Genomic DNA, 2,895 nt, shown 5'->3' with positions numbered 1-2,895 from the left:
GCCCGCGCCGGCGACGCGCTGACGCGGCTGCGCACCCACCTGGCCGCCTCCACCGCCTCCACCGCCTCCACCGACTCCGCGGGTCCCCTCGATGACCCGAGCCCGCCGCGCGGCTGGGGCGGCCCGAACGAGCAGGACGAGCAGGGTGAGCGGCCGTGGTGAGCATCGACCCGGGCGTGCTGGCGGCCAGCCTGCACCGGCTGACCGCCCGCAGGGACGCGCCGGCGGGGGTGCTTTCCGCGTTGGATGAGGTGACCGCCGCGTGCGTGGCGCTGTTCGGGGTCAGCGGGGCCGGGATCATGGTGGCCGATGAGCAGAACATCACCCGGTACGTGTCGGCCACCGACGACCCGGGCCGGCAGCTGGAGACGGCCGAGTCCGAGACCGGGCAGGGGCCGTGCACCCAGGCGTTCATCGAGGGCCGGGTCTGTGCCAGCACCGACGTGGCCAGCGATGCGCGCTGGCCGGAGCTGGCCGAGCGGCTGGCCGGGTGCGGGGTGCACGCGGTGCTGGGGGTGCCGGTGCGCCTGGGTGCGGTGCCGGTGGGCACCTTGGACGTCTACCGCGACCGGCCCCACGACTGGGACGACACCGAGTGCGCCGCGCTGGGCCGCTACGCCGACGTGATCGAGACCACCTTGGCCGCGGCGCTGAGCGCGCACGCCGCCGGGGAGCTGGCCGACCAGCTGCAGTACGCCCTGGACCACCGGGTGGCCATCGAGCGGGGCATCGGCTACCTGATGGCCCGCGACGGGCTGGACGCGGTGGCCGCGTTCAACCGGCTGCGGGCCGCGGCCCGGGCCAGTCGCAGCAAGATCGGCGCCGCCGCCGCGCACCTGCTGGCCACCGGGGACCTGCCCGGCAGCAGCGACTGACCCGCCTCATCCGACGGCTCGCCTTTGGGCCGCGGGAATCCCACCCGAAGACCCACCGTTGACTTGAGCGTACGAGACACAACTTACCTATGCCGATCACTTGACAAGATTGTTGTGCCGTGACGCAATATCGAGTCGAGTGGGTTGCACTTCTTGACTGTGGAAAGGAGCACCGGAGATGGCACGTGCGGTAGGCATCGATCTGGGCACCACCAACTCGGCAGTGGCCGTCCTCGAGGGCGGCGAGCCGACGATCATCGCGAACGCGGAGGGCGGGCGGACGACGCCGTCCGTGGTGGCGTTCGCCAAGAACGGCGAGGTGCTCGTCGGCGAGATCGCCAAGCGCCAGGCCGTGACCAACGTCGACCGGACCATCCGCTCGGTCAAGCGCCACATCGGCACCGACTGGAAGTCCGGCGAGATCGACGGCAAGACCTACACCGCCCAGGAGATCAGCGCCCGCATCCTGCAGAAGCTGAAGCGCGACTCCGAGTCCTACCTGGGCGAGGACGTCACCGACGCGGTCATCACCGTGCCGGCCTACTTCGACGACCACCAGCGGCAGGCCACCAAGGAGGCCGGCGAGATCGCCGGCCTGAACGTCCTGCGCATCATCAACGAGCCGACCGCCGCCGCGCTGGCCTACGGCCTCGACAAGGGCAAGGAGGACGAGCTCATCCTCGTCTTCGACCTCGGCGGCGGGACCTTCGACGTGTCCCTGCTCGAGGTGGGCAAGGACCCGGAGGACAACTTCTCCACGATCCAGGTGCGTGCCACCAACGGTGACAACCGGCTCGGTGGTGACGACTGGGACCAGCGGATCGTCGACCACCTGCTCACCACGGTGAAGAACCAGACCGGCGTGGACCTGGCGAAGGACCGCATCGCCATGCAGCGTCTGCGCGACGCCGCGGAGCAGGCCAAGAAGGAGCTGTCCACCGCCAGCAACACCAACATCAGCCTGCAGTACCTCTCCATGGGCGAGAACGGCCCGATCCACCTGGACGAGTCGCTGTCGCGCTCGCAGTTCGAGCACATGACCCAGGACCTGCTGGAGCGGACCAAGGCGCCGTTCCACAACGTGATCAAGGACGCCGGCATCTCGGTGTCCGACATCGACCACGTCGTCCTCGTCGGTGGCTCGACCCGTATGCCGTCCGTCAGCCAGGTCGTCAAGGAGCTCACCGGCAAGGAGCCCAACAAGGGCGTCAACCCGGACGAGGTCGTCGCGGTCGGCGCCTCCCTGCAGGCCGGTGTGCTCAAGGGCGAGCGCAAGGACGTGCTGCTCATCGACGTGACGCCGCTGTCCCTCGGCATCGAGACCAAGGGCGGCATCATGACCAAGCTGATCGAGCGCAACACCGCGATCCCGACCAAGCGCTCCGAGATCTTCACCACGGCCGACGACAACCAGCCGTCGGTGGGCATCCAGGTGTTCCAGGGTGAGCGCGAGATCGCCCAGCACAACAAGCCGCTGGGGAACTTCGAGCTGACCGGCATCGCGCCGGCGCCGCGGGGCGTGCCGAAGATCGAGGTCACCTTCGACATCGACGCAAACGGCATCGTCCACGTGTCCGCCAAGGACCAGGGCACCGGCCAGGAGCAGTCGATGACCATTTCCGGTGGCAGTGCGCTGCCGAAGGAGGAGATCGACCGCATGGTCAAGGAGGCCGAGGCGCACGCCGAGGAGGACCGCAAGCGGCGCGAGGACACCGAGACCCGCAACACCGCGGAGCAGCTCGTCTACTCCACCGAGAAGTTCCTCTCCGACAGCGGGGACAAGGTCCCGGCCGATGCCCGCAGCGAGGTCGACTCGGCCCTGTCCGACCTGAAGGACGCCCTGAAGGACGGCTCCGACGCCAGCATCGAGGACATCAAGGCCAAGCAGGCCACGCTGTCCGAGGCCTCCCAGAAGATGGGCTCCGCGGTGTATGCCGCGTCCCAGGCCGAGGGCGCCGGAGCCGGTGCCGCTGGGGGCGCGGCCGGTGGCGAGGGTGCCCCGGGCGCCGGTGCTACCGGT

General features: G+C 69.8%; 2 protein-coding genes. Both read left to right on the top strand.

What is annotated here, in order from left to right:
• Positions 1–155: 155 nt before the first annotated feature.
• The gene (locus tag FRW57_RS19890; protein WP_203230440.1) at positions 156–875 is read left to right on the top strand and encodes a GAF domain-containing protein; all 720 of its coding nucleotides are present in this window, start codon (positions 156–158) and stop codon (positions 873–875) included.
• 178 nt (positions 876–1,053) lie between these two features.
• A partial coding sequence (gene dnaK / locus FRW57_RS19885; protein WP_152186866.1) for a molecular chaperone DnaK occupies positions 1,054–2,895 on the top strand: 1,842 nt, incomplete at its 3' end.

It is taken from the genome of Segeticoccus rhizosphaerae, from assembly GCF_009192725.1.
Taxonomy (GTDB): domain Bacteria; phylum Actinomycetota; class Actinomycetes; order Actinomycetales; family Dermatophilaceae; genus Segeticoccus; species Segeticoccus rhizosphaerae.
The sequence above is the reverse complement of the archived record's forward strand: the minus strand, read 5'-3'. Positions and strand labels throughout refer to the sequence as shown.